The 25,321-nt window shown below is 51.0% G+C and carries 26 protein-coding genes; 12 read left to right on the top strand and 14 right to left on the bottom strand.

The window, feature by feature from the left end:
- Positions 1–33: 33 nt before the first annotated feature.
- Positions 34–729 (bottom strand): MBL fold metallo-hydrolase, encoded by a 696-nt coding sequence (locus ABSE13_RS00215; protein ID WP_424026461.1) that lies wholly within the window; start codon positions 727–729, stop codon positions 34–36.
- A 113-nt stretch (positions 730–842) separates the two neighbouring features.
- Between ABSE13_RS00215 and ABSE13_RS00210 the strand changes: the two genes are divergently transcribed.
- Positions 843–1,304 carry a winged helix-turn-helix transcriptional regulator gene (locus tag ABSE13_RS00210; protein ID WP_424026460.1) on the top strand — a complete coding sequence of 154 codons (462 nt, stop codon included), beginning with the start codon at positions 843–845 and terminating at the stop codon, positions 1,302–1,304.
- Between the two features lie 192 nt (positions 1,305–1,496).
- Here the strand turns inward: ABSE13_RS00210 and dinD are convergent, their stop codons facing one another.
- The 3 genes from dinD to ABSE13_RS00195 all read right to left on the bottom strand — a co-directional run bounded on the left by dinD (position 1,497) and on the right by ABSE13_RS00195 (position 3,355).
- The gene (dinD, locus tag ABSE13_RS00205; RefSeq protein ID WP_424026459.1) at positions 1,497–2,375 is read right to left on the bottom strand and encodes a DNA damage-inducible protein D; all 879 of its coding nucleotides are present in this window, start codon (positions 2,373–2,375) and stop codon (positions 1,497–1,499) included.
- A gap of 438 nt (positions 2,376–2,813) precedes the next feature.
- Complete coding sequence (locus ABSE13_RS00200) at positions 2,814–3,056, bottom strand: type II toxin-antitoxin system MqsA family antitoxin (RefSeq protein WP_424026458.1); 243 nt, start codon at positions 3,054–3,056, stop codon at positions 2,814–2,816.
- Positions 3,053–3,355 carry a DUF4258 domain-containing protein gene (locus ABSE13_RS00195; protein ID WP_424026457.1) on the bottom strand — a complete coding sequence of 101 codons (303 nt, stop codon included), beginning with the start codon at positions 3,353–3,355 and terminating at the stop codon, positions 3,053–3,055. The genes ABSE13_RS00200 and ABSE13_RS00195 overlap by 4 nt, the downstream gene beginning before the upstream one ends.
- A gap of 429 nt (positions 3,356–3,784) precedes the next feature.
- Here ABSE13_RS00195 and ABSE13_RS00190 point away from each other — a divergent pair, with 429 nt between their 5' ends.
- Positions 3,785–4,828 (top strand): zinc ribbon domain-containing protein, encoded by a 1,044-nt coding sequence (locus ABSE13_RS00190; RefSeq protein ID WP_424026456.1) that lies wholly within the window; start codon positions 3,785–3,787, stop codon positions 4,826–4,828.
- Positions 4,829–4,897: 69 nt separating this feature from the next.
- On the opposite strand, the gene ABSE13_RS00185 is transcribed toward ABSE13_RS00190, so the two are convergent.
- Positions 4,898–5,164 (bottom strand): hypothetical protein, encoded by a 267-nt coding sequence (locus tag ABSE13_RS00185; RefSeq protein WP_424026455.1) that lies wholly within the window; start codon positions 5,162–5,164, stop codon positions 4,898–4,900.
- 89 nt (positions 5,165–5,253) lie between these two features.
- Complete coding sequence (locus tag ABSE13_RS00180; RefSeq protein ID WP_424026454.1) at positions 5,254–6,108, bottom strand: TrmB family transcriptional regulator; 855 nt, start codon at positions 6,106–6,108, stop codon at positions 5,254–5,256.
- Positions 6,109–6,240: 132 nt separating this feature from the next.
- Here ABSE13_RS00180 and ABSE13_RS00175 point away from each other — a divergent pair, with 132 nt between their 5' ends.
- The 7 genes from ABSE13_RS00175 to ABSE13_RS00145 all read left to right on the top strand — a co-directional run bounded on the left by ABSE13_RS00175 (position 6,241) and on the right by ABSE13_RS00145 (position 14,287).
- Complete coding sequence (locus ABSE13_RS00175; protein ID WP_424026453.1) at positions 6,241–7,503, top strand: COG1361 S-layer family protein; 1,263 nt, start codon at positions 6,241–6,243, stop codon at positions 7,501–7,503.
- A gap of 11 nt (positions 7,504–7,514) precedes the next feature.
- Entirely contained in the window at positions 7,515–8,180 is a 666-nt protein-coding gene (locus ABSE13_RS00170; protein ID WP_424026452.1) for an ABC transporter ATP-binding protein, read from the top strand.
- Complete coding sequence (locus ABSE13_RS00165; protein ID WP_424026451.1) at positions 8,177–9,379, top strand: ABC transporter permease; 1,203 nt, start codon at positions 8,177–8,179, stop codon at positions 9,377–9,379. Before ABSE13_RS00170 ends, ABSE13_RS00165 begins: the two co-directional genes overlap by 4 nt.
- A 13-nt stretch (positions 9,380–9,392) precedes the next feature.
- On the top strand, positions 9,393–10,826 hold the full coding sequence (locus ABSE13_RS00160) for an MATE family efflux transporter (RefSeq protein ID WP_424026450.1): 1,434 nt from the start codon (positions 9,393–9,395) through the stop codon (positions 10,824–10,826).
- Positions 10,827–12,113: 1,287 nt separating this feature from the next.
- Positions 12,114–12,725: a PH domain-containing protein gene (locus tag ABSE13_RS00155; protein ID WP_424026449.1), complete on the top strand. Its 612-nt coding sequence runs from the start codon at positions 12,114–12,116 to the stop codon at positions 12,723–12,725.
- 619 nt (positions 12,726–13,344) lie between these two features.
- Positions 13,345–13,647 carry a GNAT family N-acetyltransferase gene (locus tag ABSE13_RS00150; protein ID WP_424026788.1) on the top strand — a complete coding sequence of 101 codons (303 nt, stop codon included), beginning with the start codon at positions 13,345–13,347 and terminating at the stop codon, positions 13,645–13,647.
- 310 nt (positions 13,648–13,957) lie between these two features.
- A complete protein-coding gene (locus tag ABSE13_RS00145) occupies positions 13,958–14,287 on the top strand; it encodes a hypothetical protein (protein ID WP_424026448.1) in 330 nt (109 codons plus the stop codon).
- A gap of 322 nt (positions 14,288–14,609) precedes the next feature.
- On the opposite strand, the gene ABSE13_RS00140 is transcribed toward ABSE13_RS00145, so the two are convergent.
- From ABSE13_RS00140 to ABSE13_RS00125, 4 genes are all read right to left on the bottom strand, one after another.
- Complete coding sequence (locus tag ABSE13_RS00140; protein WP_424026447.1) at positions 14,610–15,905, bottom strand: hypothetical protein; 1,296 nt, start codon at positions 15,903–15,905, stop codon at positions 14,610–14,612.
- A 353-nt stretch (positions 15,906–16,258) separates the two neighbouring features.
- Positions 16,259–16,408: a hypothetical protein gene (locus ABSE13_RS00135; protein ID WP_424026446.1), complete on the bottom strand. Its 150-nt coding sequence runs from the start codon at positions 16,406–16,408 to the stop codon at positions 16,259–16,261.
- Complete coding sequence (locus ABSE13_RS00130; RefSeq protein WP_424026445.1) at positions 16,405–16,626, bottom strand: type II toxin-antitoxin system HicA family toxin; 222 nt, start codon at positions 16,624–16,626, stop codon at positions 16,405–16,407. Before ABSE13_RS00130 ends, ABSE13_RS00135 begins: the two co-directional genes overlap by 4 nt.
- Entirely contained in the window at positions 16,623–16,841 is a 219-nt protein-coding gene (locus tag ABSE13_RS00125) for a type II toxin-antitoxin system HicB family antitoxin (protein WP_424026444.1), read from the bottom strand. Before ABSE13_RS00125 ends, ABSE13_RS00130 begins: the two co-directional genes overlap by 4 nt.
- Before the next feature lie 349 nt (positions 16,842–17,190).
- On the opposite strand from ABSE13_RS00125, the gene ABSE13_RS00120 reads away from it, so the two are divergent.
- Complete coding sequence (locus ABSE13_RS00120; RefSeq protein ID WP_424026443.1) at positions 17,191–18,036, top strand: hypothetical protein; 846 nt, start codon at positions 17,191–17,193, stop codon at positions 18,034–18,036.
- Between the two features lie 711 nt (positions 18,037–18,747).
- Positions 18,748–18,894: a hypothetical protein gene (locus ABSE13_RS00115; protein WP_424026442.1), complete on the top strand. Its 147-nt coding sequence runs from the start codon at positions 18,748–18,750 to the stop codon at positions 18,892–18,894.
- Between the two features lie 48 nt (positions 18,895–18,942).
- Here ABSE13_RS00115 and ABSE13_RS00110 read toward each other — a convergent pair whose 3' ends face one another.
- Entirely contained in the window at positions 18,943–19,641 is a 699-nt protein-coding gene (locus tag ABSE13_RS00110) for a hypothetical protein (RefSeq protein WP_424026441.1), read from the bottom strand.
- Between the two features lie 1,072 nt (positions 19,642–20,713).
- Here ABSE13_RS00110 and ABSE13_RS00105 point away from each other — a divergent pair.
- The gene (locus ABSE13_RS00105) at positions 20,714–21,718 is read left to right on the top strand and encodes a transcription initiation factor IIB (RefSeq protein ID WP_424026440.1); all 1,005 of its coding nucleotides are present in this window, start codon (positions 20,714–20,716) and stop codon (positions 21,716–21,718) included.
- 43 nt (positions 21,719–21,761) lie between these two features.
- On the opposite strand, the gene thsA is transcribed toward ABSE13_RS00105, so the two are convergent.
- The 3 genes from thsA to ABSE13_RS00090 all read right to left on the bottom strand — a co-directional run bounded on the left by thsA (position 21,762) and on the right by ABSE13_RS00090 (position 25,300).
- On the bottom strand, positions 21,762–23,348 hold the full coding sequence (thsA, locus tag ABSE13_RS00100; protein ID WP_424026439.1) for a thermosome subunit alpha: 1,587 nt from the start codon (positions 23,346–23,348) through the stop codon (positions 21,762–21,764).
- A 655-nt stretch (positions 23,349–24,003) separates the two neighbouring features.
- On the bottom strand, positions 24,004–24,591 hold the full coding sequence (locus ABSE13_RS00095) for a hypothetical protein (RefSeq protein WP_424026438.1): 588 nt from the start codon (positions 24,589–24,591) through the stop codon (positions 24,004–24,006).
- Between the two features lie 355 nt (positions 24,592–24,946).
- Complete coding sequence (locus ABSE13_RS00090) at positions 24,947–25,300, bottom strand: hypothetical protein (protein WP_424026437.1); 354 nt, start codon at positions 25,298–25,300, stop codon at positions 24,947–24,949.
- Between the last annotated feature and the right edge of the window lie 21 nt (positions 25,301–25,321).

Below are 25,321 nucleotides of genomic sequence, written 5' to 3'. Positions count from 1 at the left end.
ACACTCTTCAAATATCCTCAATAGTCTTCCCTCTCATTTTCCCGAAAATCCATTTTTTCGGGTATTTTTCTTTGCAAACTCTCTGACCTTTACCGATGCATTGGGCCTAAGAGGTATTCCATGTCCCGACAGCATGATATCAAAATCAATTGCGGCGATTTTATTGATTGATTGTTGTACCTCATTTGTGTCTAATGGCGACACTCCAATTTCGATTTTACTGCCGTTAAACCTCAACAGATCCCCGGCAAACAGAATTTTTGATGCCGGATCAAAAAGACAAATACTTCCCGGTGTATGTCCTGGTGTATGAATGGTGGTGAGACCGGCGATGGTATCACCGTCGTTGAGCTCTATATCCGGTTCAACAGGCCTTGATCCGAAAAACAAGGGGATGAGGACCTTAAAGATCATCCCCATAACACTTCTCGGTACAGGCTGGGTTTTTCTACCGGCAACATAGTCCGCATCCGCTTCATGAATGGCCACCTTCGCACCGCTAAGTTTTTTGAGATCGCCAGCGTCGCCCACGTGATCAACATGAAAGTGTGTCAGGACGATCGTTTTGATATCTGTTGGTTTACGGTTCAGAATATCCTGAATATATTTTACTATTTTTACGCTGTTTTTGGGCATTCCCGTATCGATAAGTGTCAGGTCGTCCCGAACAATAATGAAACAATTACCATTTACCCCATCGACTTGATGTATTCCAGGTACTATCTCCATAATCCTCCAACTCCATTTTTTTGTATTTCTTCACTACAAAGATCCAATGTATGTCAATTTATAGCGGATACCAACAATTTTAGCATGTGCTAACAAAATATATAGTGACTTAAATGGCGAAAAACAAGGATTTTTGGCGATGGATTGAGGCCGCACTTAATGTGATCGGAGGGAAATGGAAACTGCTGATCGTTATTGCATTAATGAACGGGACTCAGCGGTACAGTGAGATTTCGCATAAACTTCCGGCTATCAGCGAGAGGATGCTTGTTAAACAGCTCCGTGAGATGGAGCACGACGGTATTATCACAAGAACAGTCTATCCAGTAGTCCCCGCGAAGGTTGAATATTCGCTTACGCAGTCTGGCGAAAAACTGATTCCGGTTTTGAAGATTCTCGGCATATGGAGTATAACCTACCTTGGAGCCGATGTTGTCGGTGAGGGGTTGTCCGAGCCAGTGGAAGTAGACCCCGCCAAACTCAGTCAGCTGCTCGAAGATCTCGACGGTATCCTTAAAGATGTCGACAAAAACCTGAAACGCAAAGGCAATCCCGGTAAAGAAGCCTCTCGTTAATCACTCGTTTCTTTGACTATCCCGGGGTTCAGCCTTTACGATCTTCACTTCGCATCGTCGGCCTCCCCCCAGGCTGGCCGTGCCCCGGCGCCGGCAATGGCATTGCGATTTTCCCCCACCCCCTGCGGGGGTCGCCCGGCCGCCTCGTCGGGGCCTCGCTGGGCAGATTACCGGTTGAAATAATCCATTATTTTACTGATCTTCCGGCTTCTGCCCGTTAGTACGAAGCTGAGAAGAAATTTTCCCGGCCCGGCCGGCAATCTGTTTTTCCTGTGATTTGACCCGGCGCTCGAGTTTTATGAGATCTTCTTCCGGCGGGAGGGTCTCGGGCCGGATCCCCCGCTTCAGGAGCAGCTCGCGGACGTCCTGGTTATTCTGGACATGTTCGACCGTGATCGGATCCTCACCCTGCATATCTTCCTTGGTAACATTGAAATTCGTGATCTCCGTTGCGAGATTCTTGGCGGTGATCGTGACCGTCGGCAGAAAATCGGCGAGCGGCCGGTTGTCCGGAACTTCCATACGTGTTTTCATTGCAAGAGTGGTATGTCCGCCAAAAAGAGCCATGTCGCCTTTGCTACGGATTCGGGCAAAACCGGATTCATCAACACCCCGTTCATAAATATTCCGGGACAACTCTTTCTCTGAATCTTTCAGGTGTTTTCTTGCTTTCAACCGTTCAGCAAGCCGGATATGGTCTTCAATGATCTCCTGCTTCCGGGTCTGGACTGCAAAATAACTCTGGGCAAACGCGATCTCTTCTTTACGGGGATCACCGTTCTGGGCGATGAGATAACAGGCGTAACGGGTGAGAAGGATATCCTCGATTATTCGTTCTCCCCCTTTGGGAAGCGGTATCGATTTGTTGGCGTCAACAAAATGATCTAAAACCGGGTTATTTGCAGTTCTGCAGGATTCCCGGGCTTTTTCAATAATTTTTAAAAAATTTCTCCATTCATCATAACCGAGAAGTTTCTGCAGATCCCGGGCAAACCAGAATTCAACGCCGTCCTGTACATGAACATAATCCTCGAAATTTTTATGAAGACGTCGGACAATTTCTGTTTTCATATTCTGGTTCCCGTTCTAAAGAATATTCTTTCTACAAGTATATACCGGAAGTTCTGGCACATATAGTGTGACGGTGCGGGGTGAAAATAAACATAAGATCCCGGGTCATCGGAATTTTCCTTTTAATTTCTTCCTCCTCCTTCTTCGCATCCCCTGCATCCTTCGCGATTTTCACTTCGCCTCGTCGGCCACGCAAATCTCCCGGTGCCGTGCCCCTCACCACACCGGCCCGGCCACAGCCCCGGCGCCGGTGGGGATGCGGTGTCGCCCCGGTCAGCGGACCCGGTATCGATTTGTTGGCGTCAACAAAATGATCCGGCAGAGACCTCTCGTTTCTATCTCCTGATATCGCACTGCCACTAAACTAGGCTTCCCCAGAAAAAAATTACCGTGTTAAATCAGTTGAATGAATCAATCGCTACAAAAAAAGGAATTACATCAGCACGGCATGGCAGAGCCGGGAACGTACCGGCGTACATCGACCTGCGCCCCGCTCTTTGCCATGCGTTCTGCGATAGTAAGAATATCGTGGGCAACATGTTCGTCCACATAATCCTCTCCGCAGTTCGTGCATACCTGGGCCGGGACATCTTTCACGACAAGGGTCATCCCATCACGGTCAAACGTGACCGTTGTCGTGCCCTTCTTGGTTTCGCCGTGTTTACAGATTACACATTTCATGATCTCCTCCGCGTAAAATTATCAGACCATGAATCCGGGTCTGGTTCGTATGCTGTGATAACAATTGCTTCACGATCTACATTATTGTATGCCATTACCACGTGAAGCGGGCGACTGTTGACCATTCCCGAGATAAGAAAACTGGGATAGGGAATATCATCGGGATATTCTTCTATGATCATGCCAAGTCCGAGCAGTTCACGAATATCGGAATCTGATATTCTCCGCTGGAACATCTGGCGTAATGCGTGGATGCGGAAGGTCAGCTGCCGGTATACCGGAAATTTCTTATCGCTCATTTTTCCGCACCTCGCATCAGGTTCTCCTTATTCTAAACCGGATGTTCAGCTTTTTATAATGTGGTACCGGGGTGTGAAAATAATCCGGAATTTATCTTCAGTGGATTACCTGCACCATCGTACTCCGGGTTCTATCCCGCGATCTTCACTTCGCCTCGCGTCGGCCCCGCAAATCTCCCGGTGCCGTGCCCCACTGCGATCACCGGCCCGGCCACAGCCCCGGCGCCGGCGGGGATGCGGTGTCGGCCCGGGCCGGTATTTGCTTTCACGACGAGGCGGGGTGAGGATTGCGGGGCGGGAGCCGGGGCACTCCTGTAAACTGCCAGGGGGTGATACCCCCTACCCTCCCCCTCAGAAAAATCCGGGGGATGATGAGAATTTTATTAAAAAATCGAAATCTTTTTCATTGGCTGGTAAGAATAAAATATAATGCCAACATTTTGTCCGAATTGTGGTGTGAGTATAGGTGAAAAAACAAAATATTGTCCTGAATGTGGCGCAGACATAGTATCTTTCATCACAAAAACAGAACCCTCAGCAAACGGTTCTGTCACGGCATCATCCAATGATATAACGTTCAAATTATCAAAAATGCATCCTCTGGCAATCGTGGTATGCGTTGTTTACATACTTTGGGCCATTGTTGATACCGTATCCAATCATCCATTCGTTTATGCAATTTTCGATTTGTTGTTTATATTCGGTATCGGATACCTGTTGGGAGAGTATGCAGCGAAAAACTGGGCTCCGAAAATTAATGGAAGTCAATCCTGGGCATTTGGTCTCCCCTTCACCCTGAACTTAATCGGATTTGCATGTTATTGGTTTTTCTACAAGTACAACCTTGAAGGAAAAGCCCGTTTTTTAGTTGGATTTCTCGTTTTCTCGTTGATAATTGTCCTGCTTGTTTTCTTCTTCATGTATGCAATATCGATTCCGGCACATAATGGTTTACAAACAACGACTATACACGAGAGCAATTTGTCAACAGCTGAACTATCTGGGAGGATACTGCAGCAACCTTCTGAGATACCCAGCGATTATACGATTGTGGAATGGAGGGTGAATGATGCATCAGATGTCTCCCAGTTCGCCCGAAGTGTGGGATGGAAAAAAGGGTTTACCGTGAGATATCAACAAATTGGATTAAACGCTTCCTATGGTTCATTTATCCAGCAGACAATTTCTGTTTATCCTATTGAAAATGTAACCATGGTTTTACCGAATTTCCGTTACTACCAGAAATTGGTTACTGAAAATAATGACAGCTTCATGGTTGATGGATTACCCGATCCCGGAATTGGCGACAGCAGCACGGCAACAAGATTTTCGGCCATATATAATAATTCTCATACCTACTTCGTCGATTTTGTGAAAAATGATGTTCATGAGCAAATTATGATGGGTGGACCGACAAGCGATTATGAGACCGTAAAAAATCTGGCAAAAATCGCAGCTGCTAAAATTACATAAAATAAATTCCACGATCTCATTTTACGCCCCAGGGCCTCCCCCTTCGTCCAAGGGGACGCCCTGCGATCCTCACTCCGCCTCATCGGCCTCTACATCACCGGTTGCCGTGCCCCACGCGATCCCCGGCCCGGCCACAGCCCCGGCGCCGGTGGGGATGCGGTGTCGCCCGGTCCGCGAGAAGCAGGGCCGTCCGGTGAGGATAGGGAGCCGGGCGTGGAATGCCTGACGCCGGAGGAAAAGATGGACCGGTATTACCGGACAACCGAAACCGGGAAAAAGGTTGCCGAGATTATTGAGGGCAAGGGGAAATGATTTTTTAGGCCGGGGATTTGACATTCACCGGGGCCGACTTACTAATTGTCGGGGCATCCGGTTTTTCCTGTATCGCTCAGATCAATTCCAAAATATTCATCCTGAAAATGTAATTAGTTTATTTTTTTCTTTGGAACGTGATGGTGGAGAAACGGCAATTTCTCCCCATCGGTAAACCGCTTCCAGTTGAGCTGGCTGAACATTTTCATCTGGAGTATAGCACCTTTATTCCTGGTATTGAGGACCGAAACACTACCGGAGATAAATGGCGGGACCATGAGACTCTCCTCATCATCGATAAAAAGTTCAAGAATATTTTCCACGTCCATCTGACTGTGGAACTCTTCGAATTCCGGCGGGGCAAATGGCGGAGGAACTCTGAATTGCGCCGTGGTAATTACATGGATATCCGCATTTTTTCCCGGAAACAGTTTCCGCAGTTTTTTCTCGAGATCAGGATCGTCTGAGATCACCATAAGATGCAATGAGATCGTCTTGATTTTGATATTCTCAATAAATGGAAGGTACCGCACTCCAATCATGCAGTTGATCTCACGTTTTGCCTTGCTGAAGAGCTCGCGGATTTTATATTCGATATTGGCATCTCCGTAAATGGTCCAAAGGGCATCCTCTTTATCGGTGTGGACTTTCTCTTTTTCCAGCACCCGGAGTGTCTGAAGTGCCTGATCCGCTGACTTCCGGTGCCTGCCCATCAGGAGGTCGATGGTCATCTCGGGGGAGATTGCGCTGTACCGGGCCGGTTTTGTAACTCTTTTTACCGCAAGTCCCATCTCCGAAAGATGATCCAGTGCCTCATACACACTCGGCTTGGATATTTTCAGAAAATCCACAAGCTCCTTGGCTTCTGCATTGTCGTACAGAACCAGCGCGGCGTATACGCGTGCCTCATAGTTGGATAACCCAAGCCCGTTGAGTGATTTTATGAGGGCCGGGGGAATGCTCTCCATATTAGTATTAATTATCGCAGAGTTGTTAATAAATTAACTACCAGGATGAATACATTTTTTAACCCCCTGAGTGAAACGTTGTAGAACATTGTAGTAAAAAAATTTACTACAATTTTTATTTGAGGAAAATTCATGTCCGGATTACAACGATTCAATGGAACTATCCACGCAATGGAACAGGCATGCAGCCTGGAATCTGCACCACAATACCCGGCACGATCACGCACGAACAACAACACTCTTGCAGGGATGGTACTTTTTGCCGGATTTCTGCTGGCAATTCTTGCCCTTGTGGGAACCGTCAGTGCGTACACAACGCCCGACGGCATTTCATCGGCCGGGAATGTGTATGTATCAAGTGTCACGATCGATCCGGCGGTATTATTTTCCGGTGACAAAGCTACTGCAACCTACTTTGTGACCAACGGGAATGCGAATAAAAGTATTGCGATCAATCACGTATCATTTGGCGAGAGCAAGGATATCCGCCTTACGAGTGACAGTTACGATACCAATGCAAATATCGGTCCGCTTCAGACAAGATCATTTGTCTTTACGATACAGACCGATTCCGGAGAAGGATCGTACTATCCCACGTTCTCCATGAGTTTCCGGGATGCAGACAGCCTGTACTACCGGACGCAGGTCAAGGTCGACAATACGCCCCTTGTGGTGACAATTGTCGATAAACCGGACACTTTTACCCAGAACAAAAAAGATTCGATCACCGTGCAGATTGCGAATCCCCGGGAAAACGATGTGAAGAATGTTATTCTTGATGTGACCGGTGATGGCGTGACTGCCACACCTTCAGAGATATACCTCGGGGTGCTTGCATCCGGTGCAGATATGAACAGCACCTTCTTGATAACCCCCGGGCAGGAATCTCCTGTCAATATCACCGTGAAATATGATAATGGCGACAACCATCACGTTGTCTCCCTGGCGATGCCCGTCTCGTTTGCTCCTGATAAAAAGAAAGCAAGCCCGCAGATGAGCAATGTGAAGGTGAAACTGGACAGCGGTGTCTACGATGTCACGGGCGATATCACCAATTCCGGCCTCGAAAACGCGAACGGGGTTTCGGTTGCAGCGCTGTCTCCTGCAGTACCGCAGGACCCGTACAAGACATATGTTATCGGTGCACTCAAACCCGATGATTTCGGCAGCTTCGAAGTGACGTTTAAAGCAAGCGGCGCAGGAAGCGTTCCTCTCCAGATCTCCTACAAGGATACGGATGGGAACGTGATCACTTCGCAACAGGATGTTGCGCTTACCGTTACAGACTCCGCACAAACACAGAATTCACCAAGTTTTCTCCCGGTCATTGCAATCATCCTCCTCATTGCCGTTGGCGGCGGGTATCTCTACTACCGGCGGAAAAAGAACCAGTGAGGTGAGTTCTGATGGAACAGGTAATCCAGTTTGAGGACGTGGTTAAAATCTATCCGCTCAAGGCAGGTGATGTGACCGCACTCAATCACATCTCGTTTTCCGTTGAACGGGGGGAGTTCATTTCGATCATGGGGCCGTCGGGATCCGGGAAGTCGACTCTCCTTTCCCTGATGGGATGCCTTGACACCCCGACTTCCGGAAGTATCTCTATGAGCGGCAGGGCGATACGGAATATGGCCGATGAGGAACTGACCAGTTTTCGCAGGGACAAAATTGGCTTCATCTTCCAGTATTTCAACCTCTTCCCGCTCTTAAATATCATCGAGAATGTCAGTTTTCCCCAGATGCTCCGGGGAGGAGTTAACGAGGAAAAGGCCCGGGAAGTACTCCGGGCTGTCCAGCTCGATGAACGTCTCTTTACGCACACGCCCCTGGAACTTTCCGGGGGCCAGCAGCAACGGGTCGCCGTAGCCCGCGCCCTCATCAACGACCCGGATATCCTCCTGTGTGACGAACCCACAGGAAATCTCGATTCAAAGACCGGGGCAAGTATCATGGAGCTCATGACGGAACTCAACCGGAAGGGCGCCACGATCATCGTGGTCACGCATGACCCCAATGTTGCGAATTACACGAACCGGACGATCCAGATAGTTGACGGGTGCATTGCCTCATGATCTTCTGGGAGATCGCAAAACGGAATATCCGGATCCACATGCTCCGCTCCACCCTCGCGATGCTCGGCATCGTGATCGGGGTCGTGGCGATCGCATCGATGGGCATTCTCGGCAACAGCCTGGTTTCGACCGTTTCTGACAGTCTGAAATCTGTAGGCGACAGTGTGATCGTCACACCGTATAGCGGTGGAGGCGGCGGCATGGGGTCCGGGGGAGGCGGCGGGGGAAGCAGTTCCGCAAGCCTGAAGATTACCGACCAGGATTATCAGCAGATAAAACGGGTTGTCGCACCGAACGTGGCGACCCCAGTCTATACGACCTCCGATCACATGAAGATCGGCGTCGGTAGCGACGACATCGTTGCGACCATGTACGCGTTGCCGGCCGCGGATGTCCCGGACATCATGAAACTCCAGGCCGGCGATTACAACAACGGGAATTCCGGCTGTCTTGTCGGTTCTACCTTTGCCAATGATCATAACCTCAAGGTCGGTTCACGGATCTCGATCGGATCGGACGGCAGTAAGGGCACCTTGCGGGTCACCGGTATCATCGAGGAAAGAGGCATGAGTTTCGATATCAGTACCGACAGTGCCCTTGTCGTGACCCCGGAATGGTTCGAAAATGCCTACAACCGGAACAAGGATTACGATGAAGTGGTCGTGAAAGTGAAGGAAGGCGATACGGCCACCATCAAGACCACCATAGAAAAACAACTCAACAAGCACAAAGACGCCAAGGTTGTCAGCGTGACAGACAGCAAGGCAACCCTGGCCAGCATTTATTCGACCTTTGGCACGGTCACGACCTTCGTTACGGCAATCGGCGGGATATCCATGCTTGTGGCGGGAGTCTCCATCTTCAACATCATGATGATGTCTGTCAATGAACGTATCAAGGAGATCGGTATCATGCGCAGCATCGGTACCCAGAAGAGGGAGGTGATGAGCATGTTCATCTACGAGGCGGCTATCATCGGCGTTGTCGGCAGCGTCATCGGCGGGGCTCTGAGTGTCCTTGCCGGGTATGCCATCAGCGCCCTGATGCTGGGCACGACGAAGTACCTGTTTACAACAGCCAATGCACTCTCTGTCGGAGAAGGTGTCAGCTTCGGGATCGTGATCTGCCTCCTTTGCGGAATCTACCCGGCCTGGCAGGCGGCGAATCTCAATCCGATCGATGCGCTCAGGCACGAGTAAGGAACGCACAGCAATGAAAATTTTTTCTTTTTTCGATCAGAAAAAAGCCTGTTCTACAGGGGAGACTCAGGGAGTCACTATCCTGACCGGTGATCCGAAAAAAGCAATCATCTCGTTATCAGGACCGATGATCATCGCAATGCTCCTGATGTCCAGTTATAATATTGTGAACGCTATCTGGGTTGTCGGTCTCGGTTCCGATGCACTTGCCGCTGTTGGCTTCATGACCCCTTTGTATATGGTTCTCATGGGACTGGGAACCGGTATCGGTGCGGGGGCTACATCGGCCATTGCGCGGAGGATCGGGGCAAACGACCATAACGGCGCAAATAACTGTGCAGTACATACACTCCTCATCGCTCTCATCCTGTCAGTAATTGTTACCCTTCCGCTTGTCATTTTTGCAGAGCAGATCGCCCTTCTTTTCGGTGCCGGGGAGACCGCAGGCCTTGCTGCAGCATACGGACAGGTTCTTTTCGCCGGTTCATTCTTCATTCTCTTTGTCAACATTGCCTATGGCATTCTCCGGGCGGAAGGTGATGCCAGGAGAACAATGCACGCCATGGTGGCCGCATCTCTGTTGAATATTATTCTCGACCCCATCCTGATATACGGGCTGCGCCTTGGCATTGCAGGAGCTGCATGGGGTACGATCATCTCCCTTGCTGCCGCAACGATCGTCCTCTGTTACTGGTTCTTTATCAAAAAGGATACCTATGTGTGCTTTTCCCGGCAGGTTTTCATTCCGAGCCGGAGCGTGGTTTCCGATATCCTGTCCGTGGGAATCCCTGCCAGTGTTGAGTACCTGCTGATGTCAGCACTGAATATCATTCTCAACCTGATACTCGTTATGGTAGCCACCACGGATGCGGTGGCAGTCTTTTCCGTGGGCTTCAGGGTTGTGTCATTTGGGATTGTTCCTATTGTTGCTATCGGTACATCCGTAGTATCGGTTGTTGGTGCGGCATATGGTGCCCGGCATTATGAAAAGATCCGGGTTGCCCATACCTTCTCGATTATGTTTGGACTTGCCATAGCACTCAGTGTCAGTATCCTTACCGGGATATTTGCCTCCCCTATTGCGTCTGTCTTCTCCTATTCACAGCAAAGCGCCCACCTCTATCCGGCAATTGCCGCGTTTATCGGGGTCATGTGCTTTTTTTATCCGTTTGTACCGCTGGGTCTCCTGTCGTCTTCCCTGTTCCAGGGTGTCGGAAAAGGACCGACATCCCTTTTCCTGACGTTCATGAGAAGCCTTGTGTTTGCCGCAGTCTTTGCATACCTGTTCGCAATCCCCATAGGCATGGGAGAACAGGGCGTCTGGTGGGGGATAGTCGCCGGGGAAGTTGCCGGGGGTCTGCTGGGATTTGTCTGGGCGCGGTTATACGTGTCAAAGCTGGAGCTCCAGGGGGTCTGCGAGGTCAGGAAACGCGAGGCAGGAGCATGATACCGGCCCGGGAACACGTTCATGATGAGGAGGGGTATTGGAATGCCTCGTGAGAATCCGTGGTTTCTTATTACCCGGGACGAAATTGCCGAAATAAGACGACTACTACCTGCTCACAACAGCCAATGCACTCTCTGTCGGAGAAGGTGTCAGCTTCGGGATCGTGATCTGCCTCCTCTGCGGAATCTACCCGGCCTGGCAGGCAGCAAACCTCAATCCGATCGATGCGCTCAGGCACGAGTAAGGAAATCGAATTTTTACGTGATATCAGGAAGTGCAATCATGTAACTGACGAAAAATTACAACGGCATGGAACGTTATACCCGGTATTATCAAGGCACGGATTATAGAGACCTGAACAACAGGAAATAGATTGGGTTATCCGGGGAGAAACACTCCCCGAACATGATCAGAGGTGTCGCCAGGCACCTCATTACCCCTCATAACCAGGTATTTGAAAACCCTAACCATGGATCTCCATCTGAGTTTGTCCACTCGGCAATGGCGATCTTCAGTATAATTAATACCGGGGACGAAATTTTATGCCGTGCCTTCCCGCCCCGGCCCCGCTCCCCAATCCCTCGCTCCTTCCCCCGCAACCCTGCCACCCCCACCCCCCTTCGCTCCCGCTTCCCCTGAGTGTGAGCGTTTTACAGTGCCGCACAAAATGCCCCGTTCGCCGCACATCGCGGGCACAATGCGTATCGGGAAGACGCGGGTAAAACTGCACCCGTTTTTGCGGGAGTTCCGGAAATGACCGGGCCATGCACGAAGCAGGGTAAGAATGAGTGAAAAATTTCTTTCACTCATCGCCAGGTATATCCGAGCAACGCGGGTATAGGATTTTTATGAAAGGCTGTACAGGATCTTCCAGACCAAGGACGTGCTGGTACTGCTATACATGCGTGGCATATTTTTGGTGTAATTTAAGAGACCGCTGCTGAACGGATGATCCATCCCTTGCGGCCCGGGACGCAGGTACTCCGGGGTCTCTTCCTGTGACGGGGATATACCTGGCAACTCTTTCCCTGCCTATGCAGGGGTTCTGCCTCAGCGCTCTTCACCCCGCCTCGTCGGCCACGCAAATCTCCCGGTGCCGTGCCCCACATCGATCCCCGGCCCGGCCACAGCCCCGGCGCCGGCGGGGATGCGGTGTCGCCCCGGGACGCAAGAAGGCGGATTGTACGGTGACGATAGATACATCTTTGAGAGAATACATCAGCTCATCTCAACATCCGGAAAAATATTTAAAGAGAATTTATAAGATATCTTGATTAATTTACCTGTATGACCAATCTTAAAGTTACCGAAGAGAATACCAAACACGAAGCGACGGTAGAAAAAGAGTTTGAAACAAGTGTCAATCTATTGCCTGATGAGAATATTGAATTTACTAAAAGAGGTATCATTTTTACAGGAAAATTAACTTCACAAAGCACTGGACTTGTTGTTTTAACCAATAGAAGAATAATTTTTCTTATGCATCATTTTTTTGGTCCAGATAAACTTCTATATATTCCTCTAAACGCTATATCAAAAATGAATTTCAAAACCCTCGGGTTTCTGAGAAATGCTGAAAAGGCAATAAGTCTTGAATATGACAATACATCAATTATATTTGCAATCGCTTATGTTCAAAAACCATTTATCGGTTTAAGTGAACCAACAAAGACATTAGACTTCTATACGTTATTAAAGGAAAAATTACCCGAATGCACTACTGATGAGACTGATATCCCGACTAAAAACTGGGATAATTATTTATCCCTGGGGGGTATGGTGATTGGATCCATTATTGGTGTGATTACTGGTGGATTTATTGGTGGATTATTGATGATATTTCTTTTCGGAGTAATAGGTAATATAATCGGTAAAATAATCAATAAATTAACAAAATAGAATATCTCTGCCGAACTCTCTTTTGCTTCACTGACTCGGTTTTCTTTTCAAAAAATTTTACTATTCCCTCCTTGCTCCCGATCTTCACTTCGCATCGTCGGCCTCCCCCCAGGCTGGCCGTGCCCCTCAACGATCCCCGGCCCGTCCAGAGCCCCGGCGCCGGCAACGATGCGGTGTCGCACGAGCCGCAGGGATGCATACGGAGCCGCAAGGACCGGAAAACAGAAAACGGATCTCCGGTGCCTGTCTGCGGGAACTCTTCACATCATTTAACCGGACCTGCCGGAAAAAAACGTTTACCGGCTTTACCCCGGGATTCTTTACCATAGCAACGGTTATTGGCTGGACCGGCAGATAACGGTAAATTGACACTGATGAATTCAGGAAAAATCCCCAACAATGATACTGCAGGAAAAAAGCAGGGTAACCGGACGGTTTCCCCGGTTACGATCAGGCCGTTTACCGGGTCCGATGTGGATTTTGTAATATCCGGTCAACTGGCATTGTATAAATCGGAATATGGATTCACCTCAGATATCTGGAAAGCGTACCTGACCGATGGGGTTCAGACGTTTGTAAAATATTTTGATCCCGAAAATGACTGCATGTATATTCTTGAATACAGGGGGATTCCCTCGGGCTGTGTTGCTATCACGCACGCGGGTGCAGCGACAGCACAGTTACGGTTTTTTTTTTCCTGGAACCTGCAATGCGAGGACGCGGCTTCGGGAACCTGCTCATGGACAGGGCTATTGATTTTTGTAAAAAGAAGTGCTACGAGCGGGTATTTTTATGGACTTTCAGTACGCTTATGGCTGCACGACATCTGTATCGCAGCAGGGGATTCCGGATTACGGACACGCACGAAAATACCGACTGGGGTGAAAAAATTCTGGAAGAACGGTGGGATCTGGCATTATAAATTTTTTAACGGATTTTTTTGGGTTTACCGTAGCGATCTGCACTTCGTATCGTTGGCCTCCCCCTCCCCGGCTGCCGTGCCCCTCGCTTCCCCGGCCCGGCCACAGCCCCGGCGCCGGAAAAAATTTGGATGCTGGGGACATGAGGGAAAAATACCCCGCGGGAATCCGGATAGTGTCTCATGCGTATAACCCCGCGGTTTGACCTGTATCCGCAGCGCTGAAAACCACAAACCCCCGCAATTTTTCCAATTTATAACGTACTCCCGCAAAGATGGCTGTGCAGAATATGCCTGAGGAGGAAATGGAAGAATGACCCGGATGAGAGATGTCATAAAACAGGTCGAAGCGGTTATAGATGACGAGGAATTTCCTGCCACCCTGGATGAACTGGTGGTTATGGAGCGGATCCTCCTGAAGATCTCGTTGTTCCATACTATTGACAGGGAAACGAATATGTCCGGGAATGACGGGGCAGGACTCCGTAAAGACCGGTTCTTTCCGCATGCAGTGTTCGATTACCTGCGGCAGTACGAGATACGCAGGAAAGTTCACGGCAGGGTCCTGGACAGCCCCGTGCCGGTCTCCGCACAGTCCGGAACAACCGGGCCTGCCGACAGAATTTCCTGCCCGACCAGCTGAACCTTCTGATAATCCTAATCCATACTGTATAATCCGCTGGTTCAGCATTTCGCCACCGTTCTTACACGGTATACTGCTCCCATTTCACGAATACGTAAGTTCCTCAGGACAACTGGTAATCAAGGGAGCGAAACCTGCAAAAAATATCCCGATGATCCCGGCGTGATGCCCCGGGTGAGAGAGAAGACATCGACCATAACCAGGAACGCAAGTATAACAGAGCCAAAGACAGGAACTCCTCAAAAACAGGAACCGGAAAAATTCTTTTTCGCCGGTTCCCTTTTTCTAAAGAACAGTCATGTCAAAGGAAGAAAATTCCGTTTTACGAAGTATTCCCAATAAGTTGCTGGTAAAATTCTCCGGTTGGCGAGAGCGTGCCATCCCGGATATGCGCCGACGCAATGGTGTTCACCGCATTCGCCCGTCCATTATAACCCAGGGCGTCTATTGCCGGGGAATAATCGGTATACCCGAAGAAGTACGTGCCCCAGAAGGGTGAGATATAATCGATATGGTTCACTTTTGCTGATTCCGCGAGTGTCGAGAGGAAATGCTGGTCGAGCGGGGACCAGAAGCTGAAGATGTCGAGGCCGTAGGCCTGAGAGGAGGTTGTCATCCCGTTAAAGGTTGCCAGCGGGGCTGCCTGTTTGTGGAGCCAGGCCTCGTCAATCACGACCGACTTGTTGTACTGGTGCGCTACGGCGCTGATTGTGTCGATGCCGGAGAGCCCGTTCCCATAGATTGGGTACACGTGGATAGTGATGAAGTCGAGATCCGTGTTTGCAGCATAGCTTTTCGCATAATTGACGCAGGCCGGATCCCATGTCCCGGCACCGGCACCGATCTTCGTTCCCTTCCGGTCAAGACCGGCAAGGACGTAATTTATCAGCTCGGTATGCTGTGCCGGGGTCTGAACAAAGCTCCACCGGGTGAGGGCATACTCAGTATCAGGCTCCGCACTGATATCAAGGAATTCCGGGTGCGTGTCGTTGATGATTGCCTCCACCATTGCACGCTTCTCTTGTTTGTATTGATCGAACGTAACCCCGGAATAGTCCCATTTCACCGGTGAGAACTCCGTATTGGCAAAGAGTATATGGTTTTCCACGTCAAGGACCATCCCCCGCTCGTGTACCTCGGCTGCGACCTGACGGTAGAACGCAGCATATTCATTGTACCGAGGGTAGCCGGGCGTGTAGACCGGGTAGTGTATCGGTATGGTTACACCCTGTATTCCCATCGCCTTGTACCGGTCCAGCGTCAGCCTCACGCTGTCCATCACCTGGGGCTGGAGGAGTGCGTCTCCCCGGTTGACATTCGCCTGCAGAAGCTCTGCTCCGAAGAGGACCGGGTACCTGCTGCCCGTATCCCGGGCTGAGAGCGTTGCATAGTACTGGTCCATGTCGGTTTTGAGACTGTCATACGTGTCCTGGTACATGGCCGGGACGGGTGCCGGTGTGCTCTCAGGTTCAACCGTGACCGCGGCGGATACCGGTATTTCCGTGCCGGACTGACCTGGGACCGGGGCTGTATTACGCACGCAGCCGGCAATGGCGGCGGCGCTCAGGATAAGGGCGAGCATAAGAAGAGTAACAAGGCGCAGCGGCGGCCTGACCACTCCGACGTTTTCAGGTTTTACGGGATTCGGGGTAATAAACACGACGCTCCGTATGCAGATTTTTCGATTATATCTCCCATTACAGAGGGCCATATATTAAAATGTGAGGAACCAGCGGGTTCATCGTTTAGCCGCCGGCGTTGGGGTGCTCTTCAGGGACAGTATCCCACGGGTCCCGCAATCCCTGGCCCCATCCCCCACGCAACCCCCGGCCCGGCCACAGCCCCGGCGCCGGCAGCGATGTGGTGTCGCCCGGATACGTTGGTCCGGACCATTTTGCTGGCGTCAACAAAATGGTGCGGGTTCCAACTACGTGACATATCGCACGATTCTAAAAAAAAAGATACGGGACTTCACGGAGCAGGAACTTTCTTCCTTCTCTCCATGACGCTTTTGATAGTTTTATCCGGGTCTTTCTCCAGGATTTTTTTCCGGTCCTTTGTCCAGTCGCCGCTTCCGGTCTCATAGATCTGGAGGAACCGGATTGCATCATCCGGGCTCATAGCAACTCCAGGAATTTTTCTACCGTAAGATCCGCATCCTTGATGATAATCCTCAAAGTCCCCCGGGCAATTTCCGGGTGGTTCGGAACGGTCAGGGGTCTCATTACCGGATGCCGGAGATGTACGTGGCTTCCTTTCTGGTCATTGACCGTATATCCCAGTTTGCCAAGCGCTTTTATGACCTCCTTCCCGGAAAGGATAGGGAGTTTATCGGTCATATATCAACGGCAACAAAAGATTCTTTGGTACCCGGGCGGTGGTAAAGTGGAATGCCATCCCGGGCAAGGGCGGGGAGATGCAGCTCGATGGCTTCTGCAATATTTTTCTTCGCCTCCTCCTCAGTCTTTCCCTGGGAGACACAGCCGGGAAGTGCCGGCACGGTAACGATGTACCAGCCATCCTCGTCCTGTTCAATTGCGATCTTGAAGTCCATAGATGCTCCCTGATTTGTATACAGATATTATACTCCGGTATTTAAGAGAGTTTATGGTGATTCTCCTGAGATGGTGTGTCGTCGGCCCCCCCAATCCCAAGTGGCGTGCCCCTCTGCGATCACTGGCCCGGCCACCGCCCCGCCGCCGGCAGCGATCGCTCCCTCTCTCGGATACAGAAAATTTTACACGGTTTGTTAACAGAAACATTTTCTGAATGAAAATTAAAAAAAACAATGAAAAAATATTGATGCCGCAATTACTCAGATTAATTTGAATAACCTTATTAATGAATGTAAATTATATCACCTAATGCTTAAAAGATGTCCGTCCTGCGGGAAACCGCTGCCGATGATGACTCCCGAGATCTGCCCGAGCTGTGGTGTAATAATTGAAGTTCCGGCAACTCCTCAGGAAACCCCGGTTTCGGCTCCCTCAGTTTCCGCTACCCCTCAGGGAAGCCAGAATCATAATCATGTTCCGGCAAATTCTCAGGAGATCCGGAATCCCGTTTTGGCAGCATGCCTCAGTTTTTTTATGCCTGGCTGGGGCCAGTGGTATAACGGGAAGACCTGGACCGGCCTGAAATATTTTGTTGTCCTCCTCATTTTATCGTTTTTTATGATCGGTACCGGCGGAAGTGGAGCGCGACCTTCCCTTATAGTGTTACATCTTTTGCTCAGCATTGTCGTATTTGCAATCACGATTTACGGATTGTATGATGCCTACAAAACCGCACAGAGAATCAATACAGGAGAAGTACCCTTCTCCGGAAAAAGCAGATTATTCTGGATACCGGTAATCCTGGCAATTCTCATGATAGTTGTGTTATTGGCGTTATTGGTGATGGCCGTATTTATGTTCGGAATGGCCAATCATGCCGGAAGTAACGCCGGTGGCATTACCCATACCAAAGTTGTAGCAGTCACCGCTCTGAAGTCGACGGATGCTCATCATGTTATTGTCACCTACCAGGGAGGACAGGATGCAGACCTGCTTAATTATATATCAGTAACTGAAGCTGATAATGCCGGTAATCACCTGTTTCAAAGGATTGGACTCGCCAACCAGACAACGCCATTAGAGATTGGCAGTTTCACAACGTTCTCCGGGGTAGATCCGGGTCAGGATCATATTGAGGCATTCGGGTATTTCAGCGATAACACAGAACAGACACTCCTTGACACCTGGGTTTAGTGTCACTGGAACTCCTTGTCTTTTTCAATGCCCTGTTAAACAGAGTGTTTTTTTTCATCGGCCTCCCCCTCCCCGGCTGCCGTGCCCCTCGCCACACCGACCCGGCCACAGCCCCGGCGCCGGCAGCGACGCGGTGTCGCCCGGTCCGCAGTGAGCTGAGCTGTTCCTGCCCTGGAGAAAGTAGGGCTCGTGGAATGCCTGACGCCGGATGAAAAGATGGACCGGTATTACAAGACAACCGAGACCGGGAAAAAAGTTGCCGGGATTATTGAGGGGAGAGGGAAATAATTTTTCCGGGAGTTTAACATCCTCGGAAATTTTTTTAAAATAATACGCAACTGGTTGTGATAAAAATACTGAAATTTTCGCCAAAATTCCACTCCAGGAAAAAATGGTGAGATGGTGGCCTGCGCCAATAATTCATTACATGGCAGGAGGCCGGTATGATCACGTCACGATATCCTGTGCTGGTTTATGGACAGTTTGAATATGGGCACCAGCCGCGGAACCAGCAGTTGCAGCATGAGTACCTGAGCCCCTTGGAACAGCGTAGTTTGGTTTGCATATTGAAACATACGTGTGAAAAGGTATAATTACAGCGTTGAGTGAAAATTTTTTTGCGGTAATGTAATCATTATGAAACCGGAGTAATCGTTCGCTGAACTTTTGTAAAAAAGACAAAGTGAACATTGACTTTCTTTTTTACAAATAATGAAGATCCCCCTGCTCCCGGTCGCCGTGGTGTATCGTCGGCCCCGCGATCACCGGCTGGCCGTGCCCCTCACGATCACCGGCCCGGCCACAGCCCCGGCGCCTGCTGCGATCGCTCCCACCTGCCTGTATGGCCGGAATAAATGATGTATCAGATTGATGAAAAAGAAAAAATTATGGCCAGTCGTTCGCGATTCACGCCAGTGCCCATGCGGTCTTGTTCTCCGCGTCGAGCGTGACCACGACGGCGGCCTTCCTGATATCGAAGGAGGCCGGGACTTCATAGATGAGGAACCCGTCTGCGGCATTAGCGCTGCCCTGCACGATAAATCCGGTCACGCCACCATTCTCGAAATCATAATTATAGGGAGAGCCAAGACCGTTCGCGAAGGTGAAATGCGAACCGCTTATGGGATGGTATGCATAGTCCTTCCCATCATAGTTCACGATAAACTGGCCGGTGGACAGGGCACCAAGGCTGGTTGTCCCGGTATTGGTGAGCCGGGCATAGACGAACAGGAATACGTTGCCTTCTGCAGGATTCTGGGTGTTGTACCCGTACTGTGTGCTGAAGAGGGAATCGCCGGCTTTCAGCTGATCGTGGGCGCTGTTGAACGTGGGATCTGTCCAGCTGTAATTCGGCAGGATTTTGACTTTGTACACGGTTAATGTGCCGGTCTGGTCTGCCTTCCCAATTGTTACCGGCTGGTTCAGGGCAAGGGTACCGGGATATGGTGTAATTGTGGGTACTGGCGTTGCGATGGTCGCCGGCGGGGTTGATACGGTGGTTGCGGTTGCAGATTGTGGAGGCGCAAGTTGCGAGCTGGTGCACCCGGCGCAGAAGATTAGTAACATGGTGAGACCAAGAATTCCGATAATATGGACCGGTTTCATGGGGAGACGATTATTATCTGAGGGTAAAATGGTTTGGTTGAATTGCAAGATGTGCCCTATGGGTGGATTTTTTTATTTCAGGGATTTTATCGTTTGAAAATCCGACAGCTGCCGTGATATTTCAAATGGGATCAGGGTTACAGGATATTTCTCTGCCCTATCCCGGGGTTCCGCCCCGCGATCTCATTCCGTATCGTCGGCCTCCTTACTCCCAAGCCCCGTGCCCCACCCCCCGGTAGTATCACCGCCACAGTAGTCCCCCCACATTTCCGGTGTCATACTGCATCACACTAAGGCATATAACCTCATTCAGATAAGAGACCACGTCAAGTCTGATAAATTCAGCCAGACAGGAGACCGCAGATGAGCAATTATCATTTTTGTATTGATTGTGAACACATCAAAACCAGGACGTTCTCAGGACTCCATGGAACGGCAGTTAAAGAATTATCATGTCCGGCCCGGTTCAACCCGCGGGAAGGGAAGTGGGTCCCGGGCGAAGGCGTGAATCCGTACGAATGTCCGCGGAATGAAAATTTCATACGGATTCAGAAACAGGGTGAAGAACGCAGACTCCGGTGAATATGCATGAGGGAAGGGTTTTAACGGAGTCGTCCCGGTAAACGTAACCCGGCATCTGATTATTTTTTCCTGTATAACTGATTCATCCGGATCCCGGCATCGTATCTATACTCACAACGTTTAAATGCCGCACTGCCGTTCATATAAAAAACTATCAACGGATCCTTCACCGTTTTATTCATGAGATTGTGTGAACGTTGTTGGACGGGCAATTGAGCACCCCCGGCGACGAATGCTCGTTATGTCCTGTGACTTGAGCCCGGCACCATCTCCGTTAAAACGAGGCGACTGACCCGAAGATGAAGATGGCCGGCAGGATTCCCGCTTTCTTTCAGGAACGTTGGTGGCATCTCATGCTGCTGTCCACTGATGGGGGAAAATGCACGGTACGGCCCCATGAAAAACTCTTCACACCATAATGGACACCCGCGGATATGCCGGCTCCATGCACCAGAACATTCGAGACTACACAATTATCAGGGAAATGTGAATGCAGGAAATTGAACAACTGAAAGTCCTCCAATCTCAGCGGGAATCGTTCAAATCACGTACGAAACAGAAAGAGCAGGAGAAGAAAGCGGAAAACCAGACCGAAACGACCTGTCCGGAGTGTGGCGGTCGCCAGCTGACCCACGACCGTGAACGGGCAGAACTGGTCTGCCAGAGCTGCGGGCTCGTGATCGATGACGAGTTCATCGACCGCGGTCCCGAGTGGCGTGCCTTTGATGCCGACCAGCGGCAGAAACGTGCCCGGACCGGTGCACCCATGACCCTCACGATCCATGACAAGGGTCTCTCTACGATGATCGACTGGCGCAACAAGGACTCGTACGGCAGGTCGATATCCTCCAAGAACCGGGCCCAGCTCTACCGTCTCCGCAAGTGGCAGCGCCGGATCCGCGTCAGCAACGCAACCGAGCGGAACCTTGCGTTCGCACTCTCGGAACTGGACCGCATGGCCTCCGCACTGGGCCTGCCGCGGAACATCCGTGAGACCTCCGCCATGGTCTACCGTGACGCAGTCGACAGGAACCTGATCCGCGGCCGGAGCATCGAAGGCGTTGCAGCAGCAACCCTCTATGCCGCCTGCCGGCAGTGCAGCGTGCCCCGCACGCTCGATGAGATTGCAGAAGTCTCCCGTGTCTCACGGAAGGAGATAGGGAGGACCTACCGGTTCGTCTCCCGGGAGCTCGGCCTCAGGCTCCTGCCTACCTCCCCGATGGACTACGTGCCCCGGTTCTGCTCGGGCCTCACCCTCAACGGGGAGGTCCAGAGTCGGGCAGTCGAGATTCTGCGGCAGGCATCCGAGCGGGAACTGACGAGCGGCCGGGGCCCGACCGGGGTTGCGGCAGCGGCGATCTACATCGCCTCCATCCTGAGCGGGGAGCGGCGCACCCAGCGCGAAGTAGCGGAAGTGTCAGGGGTGACCGAGGTCACCATCCGTAACCGGTACAAGGAACTGGCAGAAAAACTGGATATCGAGATCATTCTCTGATCCCGCTTTTTTATTCTGATTGTGATTCCGGCAGATGTCGGATTTAGTTTTTGGACTGCGAGACCATCATGTCATCAATGCGGATGAGCATGATGGCAGTCTCCGATGCGCTCTGGATTGACTGGCGTTTGGACCTGAGGGGTTCGATGACGCCTTCTGCCAGCATGTCAACAATTTTACCCTCATAAACGTTCAGGCCGGCATTCTTTTTGCCCATGGCATGGGCATTCTTGAGCTCGACCAGCTTGTCGATCGGGTCGAAGCCGGAGTTCTCCGCGAGCGCCCGGGGGATGGACTCGTATGCGCTTGCGTACGCTTCGATTGCCATCTGTACGCGACCACCGACGGTCTGGGCGAACTCGCGGATCTTCATGAGAAGTTCGGTCTCTACTGCCCCGCCGCCGACAACATAGGTACCGTCTTCCAATGCATCCATCACGACACGGGTGCCATCGACAACTGCACGCTCAAGCTCGTCGAGCAGGTAGTCGCTTGTCCCGCGGAGGAGGATCGTGGTAGTCTTCGGGTTTTTGCACCCGGATATACGGGTCACTTTACCCTCAGTGTCCTCTTCGACAAGATCTGCCATGCCAAGGTCCTTTACCGTGAGCGCCTCGGCCTTGCCTACGATGGTCGCGTTGAGTGCCCGGCCTGCATACGTCATATCCTTCTCGGGTATGTCTTCGATTGCAAGGACGCCGGCCTTGGCGAGATAGAACTGGGCGATGTCCGAGATCCCCTTCTGGCAGAGGAGGACGTTTGCACCGGTGCTGATGATACGGTCGGCAAGGTTCTTCAGGGACTCGCGCTCCTGCACGGAAAAGGCCGTGATCTGGTCGGCGGACGATATCTTGATCTTTGCCTTGACCTGGGTCTTCGTTATCTCGAGCGGGGTGGCGATGAGGGCGACTTTTGCCTTTACGATCTTCTTTGGCATCCCTTCGTGGGCCCGGGTCTTGTCGATAATGACGCCGCGGATCAGCTCGGCGTCGTCCATTGATGGCCCCTTCTGCTTCTTGATCATTACATCGTCCTCGTCAACGAGCGTTTTGCCGTCCGCCTTCTCGGCTACGGCCATGACTGCATCGACGATAATGCTGTCGAGCTTCACCTTCACCTGCTCAATCGACTTTCCGGTGATCGCAGTGTTGGCGATCTTGATCAGGAGCTTCCGGTCCGAGGAATCAACCTTCAGCGCGAGGCTGTTCACGATCTCCAGCGCCTTCTCCATACCCGTGCGGTAACCTTCCGCGATGACGGTCGGGTGGATGCCCTGTTCGAGCATCGATTCGGCCTGCTCCATGAGGGCGCCGACAAGGATGACTGCCGTGGTGGTGCCGTCGCCGACCTCTTTGTCCTGCGTGCGGGCGACCTCAATCACCATCTTCGCGCCAGGGTGCTTCACTGCGATCTCGCCGAGGATTGTTGCCCCGTCGTTCGTGATCACGATGTCCCCGCCGGCCTGGTTCACGAGCATCTTGTCCATGCCCCGGGGGCCAAGCGTTGACCTGACGGCACTTGCGATCGCCTTTGCGGCCATGATATTCGAGCGCTGGACTTCCTTCCCGCGGGTCCTGGTCGTCCCTTCCTTAAGAATGTAAACCTGCTGTCCGCCAAGCTGTTGTGACATGTAAAACCTCACTATCTGTATTTTTGATTCTGGTATTCCGGCATTGCCGTTCGTACTCCCGGCATGCTGCTCCGGGTATTGTGCACTCGTGACCGGGGATTACATCCGCTTCATATCACGATCTGTTCGTAGGGAGTTTAGCCGGGTCCCCGCTGGCAACGCCGGCTTCTGTGCATCCCTGTGACGGTCAAGCCTTGCTTCGTGGCCTCATATGTCTATCTGTGATACCAGTCCGGAGACCGTTTTTTGTCTTCCCCGGATTAAGCCTGTATTACCCCGGGAAATTCCCGGTAAAAAATTTCAGGGAAGCGTGAGAAGAAAAGTGCTTAAGGGTCTTCTCCGGCCGAACACTCCCGCAAAACTTGCGAAGACGCATGGTATCGCACGATCCTCAGTGAGCCGTTCCATTCAGTCACTTGAGAAAGTGGGACTTGTTGAATGCCTGACGCCGGATGAAAAGATGGACCGGTATTACCGGACAACCGGGACCGGGAAGAAGGTTGCCGGGATTATTGAGGGAAAGGGAAATAATTTCTCCGGGGATTTGATATTCACCGGGGCTTTTCCTTTTTGTGCCGGGCCAGCACCGCCGTTGCACTCAATCACGATTTCCCCCCCTTTTACCAGGGTCGCTCGAATATATCATCAAAAAAAGTCAGGATTGCATTCCAAAAAGCTTCCTGAAAATCCCGATAATCTGATCGAGTAACCCGCTCTGTTGATTCATGTGCGAATTTGTAGGGGATGTCTGATTAAAACCGGATACGACAGCGGTCTGAATAACCTGAGAGCTTGTAACTACTTTCCCTGTTCTGTCAACTTCATAAACGTCCAGGATGGTATTAGTAGAGGTTGTACTCACCACGGGGGTTCTTCCCGTTAACGTTACACCCGTCACTTCACTGCCGTGTCCCTGATATGACAATATGAAACCACTCAGGTCAAGGGTCTGATTTTTGAAGCTTGGTACCACGGCCGATCCGCCATCCCCCGTCGTAATTGTGTAAGACCACGTTGGATTTATCAGATCAGTTGCCAGTACCAGATCGCTCCCGGCAGGGAACGTTGCCCCGGAAGTGCCTGTTGGAAATTCGACATTGAATGAAACATTTGCCGATGTATTCGGGGCCAATGGTCCGGACGGATCGATCGTGTAACTATCAACATTCCATGCCGATACTAACGAAATGCACACAGCCATAAAAACTGTTGCAAGAATAACCAGTTTTGTCAATTTTTTCATCGTTAACCTCAATTAAAAAAAAGTAACGAAACATTCTTCTGATTCCCTAATTTCTTAACTCTGTAACTAAAAAAAATTGTCTATGACTCGTACTGAAAAGTAATGGCTCAATAAGATATGAGCAATATCCGGATTTTTGTTCCTGCAATTTATGTTCCCCCGCATCCCCGGGTTCCGCTTAGCGATCTCGTTTCGTGCCGTCGGCTCTGCCATTACCAAGCCCCGTGCCCTGCTCGATCTCCGGCCCAAACACAACCCCTCCGCTCCCGCCAGCGATTTCCCCCCACCCCTGCGGGGACCGACGCAGGAGAGGCCTTTAAAAAGATGTGATCAAAATTAGATCAGATAAGATTCTTCACGGGATTGGATCCCCGAGGTCCACGCTGTCCGGCACCATTGTTGTTGACTGGCTGGTGCTGTTGTAGGGGTCGACTGAAGCATCGGCATTAACTGTTGCTGCATCCGTTCCGGCGTTATCGGCACTGTCCACTTGCGTTCCCTGATCAGAGACCGGTGCCGGAACAGTGGTCTCTGTCAGCTGCGGTGAAATACCGCTCCCCGCCGGTGCTGATGCAATTGTCTGCGTAATCTGCGGGGTTGCGCCCGCGTCCGTTGCCGGGGCATTCGATGATGATGTGCACCCTGCAGCGAAGATTGTTGCTATCAACAGGACTGCAAAGATACCTGTCGCAATGGTAAAACGTTTCATGGTCTTTCTCTCCCGTTATGC

The organism is Methanoregula sp., assembly GCF_049518935.1.
Taxonomy (GTDB): domain Archaea; phylum Halobacteriota; class Methanomicrobia; order Methanomicrobiales; family Methanospirillaceae; genus Methanoregula.
This window is presented reverse-complemented; position numbering and strand designations above follow the sequence as displayed.